Consider the following 6,432-nt stretch of genomic DNA (forward strand, 5'->3'; position numbering starts at 1 on the left):
GCTCATCCTCGCTTATATCCAATGGACCGATATGCAATAAAACATTGAGACGGGGACCATTGTCCGTGTTGACGGACTCAACCAGCTGGTAGTAAACGCTTGTGCTACCGGTTCTTTTGCTTGTTACTGTCTTTCTTCTAAAAAACATGGCTCTACAAAAAAAACAGTAGCAAAAGATGTCAAGCCTTTAATTCGCCTCGTAGTTCTATTTTTGGACACTATGAGGACATTTTCAGCAATTTCGTTGTATATTTATCAATAACTTACGATTCAAATATGGGATTTTTCAAGTTTTTTTTGCTCAACTTCGGCCAAGAGAACGCGCAGCATGCCGATGCTGCGGAGAAGCCTGCAAACAGCTAACCTGCAACGACTTAATACATGCGCGTATCATTGGGATTACAAAATAGTCTCATGGGAGCATTTTCCTCTATAGCTCAAGAATTGTCTTGACAGTTAATGCTGTTTGGTTTGGATGGAGGTATATATTCGTTTCCGGCATTTAGCGTGGATTATTATCTTAAATACATAGCGTTTGAGCCATTAAGGAGGAACAATGGTTTTGAGGAAGAGCGTGCTTGTCATTTTGATGGGCATCATGATCGTCTGTCTTTCTGCAGTCACCTATGACGAGCTGGAGAAGATGGTCTTATATTTTAAGGCCGATGACAATGTCATGACCAATCAGCAGATCAATGAGGAGTTTGGCATGTTCATCGCCGGCAATCAGGATCTCGTGGAACTTGAGAATGCCCATGATTTGTGGCTATCCTTTGATCTTGACGCGGTGCGGGAATTCGTGGAAGATAGGCATCAGAAGAATCCGTTAGATTTCAAATATCGCTGGCTGAACCTTTATCTCATCGAGGATCCTTTTTCCCGCATCAATCAAGCCAGGGAGCTTATCCGAGATCACGGCAGCCAAAGCCAGGGCTATAAAGTTCTCACAACAACCTATTTAACAAACTATCCCTTTGCCATGTTTTTCGCTGATCCAGCTCTCGCAGAAGCAGCGCTCAAGGGTGATCTTGATCTTTTTATCACCTATGGGGAACTCTTCAAGGAAGACGCTTATGCGTTGCTGGCGCGGATTTTCTATCACATGGAAAAGAGGGAACTGAGGTTAGCCAAAAAAGCTCTTTCCGAAGCCGCGGATCGTGGAGCAATCTGGCTAATGGAGATCGATTTCAGCCGCGTCGTTCCGATCGACAAGTATCACGAATTGATGCGCCACTATGTGGAACTGCTGATTGCAAATAAAGAGCTTGAAGACCGCGATTTCAAGATCCAGCAAGCCGCCGAATACCTTGTGAACTATTATTTCGAGACCTTGAAAGACTACCCTGCCCTGATCGAACTGATGGGAAATGAATCTGCCTTCGCTAAAAGCTATTATTTCCGTTATGTGCTGGTTTCCTCTTACTATTATCTGCAAGATTATAGCAGCCCCCTTTCGCTCATTGCGGACGCGAAAAACTTTGCTGACAGCAAAGCCTTCCAGGACGTCTGGATCAATTTTGATGCCCAAAACGCCGCAGCGGTCTATGGTGCCATTCTTTCCGGGAAACTCCACGAACCGATCAACCGTTATCTCTATATCCGCCTTATCCAAGACGACGAAAAGCGCCTAGACGAGATCCGCAAATTGGTGCGCAGCATGCCCAAGGAAAAATATGCTTATCAACTGCTCAGCGAGCATTACTGGAGATATTTCAGCAATGCTGATGTCAACGATCCAAACCGCTCCGTCGCACTGACAAACTTCCAGAAAGATAAAAACCTGCTGGATATCTATTATATCCGGTTTGTCGATGACGTGGATGCCCTGCGTGCATACTTGCTCACCAACATTCTGCAAAAACGCGATTTGCGCGCAGGGCAAACCTTCCAAAAACTGCTTGATAAGGTCATCACTCACCCTGAGATCAAGGCAATCGACAAGGTCGTGGCAGATACGAAAAACACCAATCTGCTCATGATGCTCAAGGAGTTCTATCTGCGGCAAGGCGTCGAAGGCGGTTTCTTCGAGAGACAGGACTTGGAGAAAAACGTAGTCCTCGCTTTTTGTGATGCACTGTATAGCTTTGGCCACGGCGATCTGTTAGTTTCCGAGTTGGAAGCCAATCCGGAGTGGTGGAATTATCCCGAGCTTCAATACTTGATGGTCAATTTCTACTACTATCAAAACGACTTTCAAGAGACCATTCGGGTGCTCACTTTCATGGTGCAGCAAGGAAACATCGGCAGCACCGTGCTAAAAAGCATGGAAGGAAACCCAATCACCGGGCATCCCGATTGGGCGGGCTTGATCAAAAATGCCGAAACCATGCCCGATCCGGATCTGGAAGATGAAACTTACGAAGACATACAACCCTATGATCCCACTTTTGACGAAGGAATCGAGCTCGAACCGGAACTTAATCAAACCGGGGCTATCGATTCCAACGAGGAAGATGTGATTGGGGAAGAGGTTACCCAAGCTACAGATGATGTTGAACGCTACAAATCCGGTATCGTCGGCAAGCCCGCGCCGGACTGGTTGCTGAAAAACCTCAAAGGCTATGAGATCGCGCTTTCGGATTATCCTGGATCAACGATCATCTTGGATTTTTGGGCTTCCTGGTGCGGTCCCTGTCTCAGTGCCATGCCGCTTTTGGATGAATGGGTCAAAAACGATATGCCGGAAAACGTGCTCGTCTTTTCCATCAACGTTTGGGAGGACGATCCCCTGGACGCAATCGATTACTGGAATGAAAATGACTTTGAGATGACCATGCTCTTTGGCGATGACGATCTCGCCGAAGCCTATCAATTTCCTGGAATCCCCTATATCTGCGTGATCGACAAGGACGGAATTGTTCGCTTTGAAGAGCTGGGCTACAGCAATTCACTGAAAGCATTGCTCAATTCCTGGATGCGGGAGCTGGAGCGATGATGTAGCGCAGCATGCCGATGCTGCGGTAACGATCGCCTTTGAAAGGTTTCCCTTCGTAGCATCGGCATGCTGCGCTACAGGCAAGAAAAACCGCGCTGCAATTTTGCGCTTGACACGATTCCGACCTCCAGTAATATGAGATTATGAGAAAAATAGCGATACTGCTCAGCGTGCTGATCCTGCTTTCCGCCTGTGATCTCTTTCGTCTGCGGGATTCAGAGCCGCCAACCAAACCTCCGCCGTGGAACAGTCTGACCACGACATGGGAGAAGTGTCTGGAAAATATACAGTTTTGCTATCTCGATTCCCGCAATGTGGTGAAATATTCTGGGCTCTTCACCGATGCCTACCGCTTTTATTTCTCCGCGCAGGATATAAATGATTTCAACATCAATCTGAATTGGAACCGCGCCAACGAACAGGACATGCTGATCAATCTGCACAGTCGGTGCGACAGCATCGGTCTCGAGCTGGAAACGCTTCCCGGTCAGAATGACGAGATTGGAGCAAATGTAGCGAAAGTCTATCGTAAATACATCTTGAAACTCTATAGAGCCGACAGCGCTGATCCACAGGTCTTTTCCGGTAATTTCGAGCTGCATATCGCCAGGGAATTTGGCAACTGGTACATCGCCAGGTGGTATGATTATCGCAGCTATGCGACACCCACTTGGGGGAAGGTGAAATATGATTTCTCGCAATAGGATTTTGACCATCGGCACTTTGTTGCTAACGCTTGTCCTTATGAGTTGTCGGAATCCTTTTCGCCCGCCGATGATCGATAATTCAAACGACCAGATCCGCAACCGCACTCCGGTGGAGGTGCTGCAAAATCTTGAGCGCAGCTACCGCGAACGCAACATCAACACCTACAAGAGCTTGCTGGCTCCGGATTTCCGTTTTGAACTGATTTCCAGTGAGATCAACCTGATCGGCATCGACGTCAACAACGACGGCATCCGCGATTCCTGGTGGGGCTTTGAGGAAGAAGTGAGTTTCACCAACAACCTCTTTAACCAAGGCTCCTCGGATGGCTTGTACCCCTCGCCGGACGAACTCTCTTTGCGTCTGCAGATCCCCCCTGAGGAAAACTGGGAAATTGATCCCGAGATTGGCCATGAAAACTGGATTGTGATCCCCTGCAGGTTTGATCTGTCCTTGTTATACCGCTCATCCAATTCCTCGTTCGCTGCCAGCGGAGTGGCGCGCTTCTATCTTCGCCCTTCCGGAAATCGTTGGTATATAGCCATTTGGAGAGACGAATCGAATCTCTGAACCGTCGCATTCTGACGGTCGACTATGGGAGCGCACGGATCGGAATCGCCATGAGCGATCCACTAAGGATCTTTGCCAAACCGTTTAAAGTATTGGAAAATAGAGGTTTCAAGGCACTTTTGCAGGAACTGAAACAGCTCGTGGCAATCCATGAAGTAGGGCTCGTCATTCTCGGTATGCCTTATGCCATCGATGGTGGAAATACCGCCAAGACCATAGAAATACATAACTTATATGCCAAGCTCAAGCATAAGCTCGGCGTTCCGGTCATCACCTGGGACGAGCGCTACAGCACATCAGACGCCATTGCCGAATTGAAGATGATGGGGCTCAGCCTGGAGGAATCAAAAAAACTGCGCGACGCGATGGCAGCCTGCCTGATCCTGAAAAGCTATCTGGATGGAACCAATCAATAAAGATCACGGACAACTCCCAATTCTCAATTTCCGATTCTCCATAGTCTTGAAATATCTACTGCTTGGAATCGTTTTAGCGCTGCTGATCGGAGTGGTGAACATCGCATGGCTGGTCTTTTCACCCTTGGCATCGGAACAAATGGTGCTGAAAGTGGCGCCGGGAGACAATGCCAGAGCGATCGCCACCAAGCTTTTTGACAATGGAATTATCCGCAGCCGCAGGATGTTTATACTGATGGCAAAGCTGCGCGGCACCGATCGCAAACTGCATGCCGGCGCCTATAGTTTTGGCGGATACTATGATCTCAATCAGACGATCGCGCTTTTGGAACAAGGTAACACGGAATCGATCCGCATCACTTTCCCCGAGGGGATGTCGCTTTACAAGACACTCAAGCGCATCGAGCGCAGCGGTTTGGCAAGCTATGACAGTCTCTATATCGCAGCCACGGACACCGCTTTCGTCTATCGGCTTACAGGTTTCAAAGCCGAGTCCCTGGAAGGGTTCCTCTTTCCGGATACCTACCGTTTCGGCATCGGCAGCAGCGTGGAAAGCATCCTGAGCGCTCAAGTGCAGGAGTTTTTTGGTCAACTGAACAAAGCCGGCATCGATCCAATACAGACCAAGGATTTCTACCGCGTGCTCACCCTGGCATCGATCGTGGAAAAGGAAAGCGCGCATCCCGATGAAAGAGTCATCATTGCCGGAGTTTTTCTCAATCGAATGAAGATCAACATGCGCCTTGAATCCTGTCCCACAGTGGACTACATTCTTGAACGGCGCGGGGTCAAACGCGAAGTGCTCACTCAAATGGATATCAATACACCTTCACCTTATAACACATATCTGAAAGGCGGATTGCCTCCCTCTCCGATTTGCAATCCCTCATTGGAAGCGATCCGGGCGGTACTGAAACCGGCAAAGTCCAGCTATCTCTATTTCGTCTCCAACCGCGAAGGACGCAACGACTTTTCATCCTCCTATGCCGAGCATTTGAGGAAAAAACACATCTATAACCGCAAACGGTGAGGGTGAATCGATCGCTGGTTATGGCGGAATGTCTTTCTCACAAGGCCTTTGGGCGAGACCGGCAAAGAAAGTAGTTGACAAAAAGAGACCCCTCGGATTGAAGGATTAAACTTTGCGTGGAGGATTAGTCCTAACTGGTAAGGCAGCGGTCTTGAAAACCGCCGGGTTCTGCCCATGGGGGTTCGAATCCCTCATCCTCCGCCAGCAAATAGAGTAATAAGCATGATGCGGGTTAAAGTCCTGCAAAAGATATAGATACAGCGAGATGAAAATTGGGAATTTTCAATTCTCAATTACTATAGTGTGTTCCCAAATTGGGGAGAGGTGGCCGAGCCGGTTGAAGGCGCACGCCTGCTAAGCGTGTGTAGGTCAAAAGCCTACCGAGGGTTCGAATCCCTCCCTCTCCGCCACTTGTATAAAAAATGCTGGGCAGTCGCCAAGCGGTAAGGCAGCAGGTTTTGGTCCTGCCATACGGGGGTTCGAATCCTCCCTGCCCAGCCATCATTTTTTTAGTTCTTGCTGGGATGTCGTCTAACGGTAGGACAGCGGACTCTGGCTCCGTACGTGGGGGTTCAAATCCTCCCATCCCAGCCAGTTATGCAAAAGAAGCTCAGGTCAATTGACCTGAGCTTCTTTCTGGAGTTTGGGCATTTTCTATAGCTGCTGAAGAAATAGCTTGACATACATACCCGCATAAATAGTATGGTTTCCAAACTAACTTAAGGAGTATGCCATGAAAGACAATGATATCAAGCAAGCAATCTTAGAGGTTGAGG

The 6,432-nt window shown here is 48.4% G+C and carries 5 protein-coding genes and 4 tRNA genes; all 9 read left to right on the forward strand.

From position 1 onward, the window contains the following. Positions 1-556 precede the first annotated feature (556 nt). The 9 genes from Q8M98_07915 (at position 557) to Q8M98_07955 (ending at position 6,250) form a co-directional block, all read left to right on the forward strand. Positions 557-2,935 (forward strand): redoxin domain-containing protein, encoded by a 2,379-nt coding sequence (locus Q8M98_07915; protein MDP3114690.1) that lies wholly within the window; start codon positions 557-559, stop codon positions 2,933-2,935. 143 nt (positions 2,936-3,078) lie between these two features. Further along, positions 3,079-3,639: a hypothetical protein gene (locus Q8M98_07920; protein MDP3114691.1), complete on the forward strand. Its 561-nt coding sequence runs from the start codon at positions 3,079-3,081 to the stop codon at positions 3,637-3,639. A gap of 70 nt (positions 3,640-3,709) precedes the next feature. Beyond that, a complete protein-coding gene (locus Q8M98_07925; protein MDP3114692.1) occupies positions 3,710-4,210 on the forward strand; it encodes a hypothetical protein in 501 nt (166 codons plus the stop codon). After that, positions 4,186-4,626, forward strand: coding sequence for a Holliday junction resolvase RuvX (gene ruvX / locus Q8M98_07930; GenBank protein ID MDP3114693.1), 441 nt, complete (start codon positions 4,186-4,188; stop codon positions 4,624-4,626). The genes Q8M98_07925 and ruvX overlap by 25 nt, the downstream gene beginning before the upstream one ends. 46 nt (positions 4,627-4,672) lie before the next feature. Then, the gene (gene mltG, locus Q8M98_07935; GenBank protein ID MDP3114694.1) at positions 4,673-5,656 is read left to right on the forward strand and encodes an endolytic transglycosylase MltG; all 984 of its coding nucleotides are present in this window, start codon (positions 4,673-4,675) and stop codon (positions 5,654-5,656) included. A gap of 118 nt (positions 5,657-5,774) precedes the next feature. After that, positions 5,775-5,860: transfer RNA gene (locus tag Q8M98_07940), tRNA-Ser, on the forward strand. A 114-nt stretch (positions 5,861-5,974) separates the two neighbouring features. Beyond that, positions 5,975-6,066, forward strand: a tRNA-Ser gene (locus Q8M98_07945). Positions 6,067-6,082: 16 nt separating this feature from the next. After that, positions 6,083-6,157, forward strand: a tRNA-Gln gene (locus tag Q8M98_07950). A gap of 19 nt (positions 6,158-6,176) precedes the next feature. Beyond that, positions 6,177-6,250: transfer RNA gene (locus tag Q8M98_07955), tRNA-Gln, on the forward strand. Positions 6,251-6,432: the final 182 nt, after the last annotated feature.

This window comes from Candidatus Cloacimonadaceae bacterium, assembly GCA_030693415.1.
In the GTDB taxonomy this organism is placed as follows: domain Bacteria; phylum Cloacimonadota; class Cloacimonadia; order Cloacimonadales; family Cloacimonadaceae; genus JAUYAR01.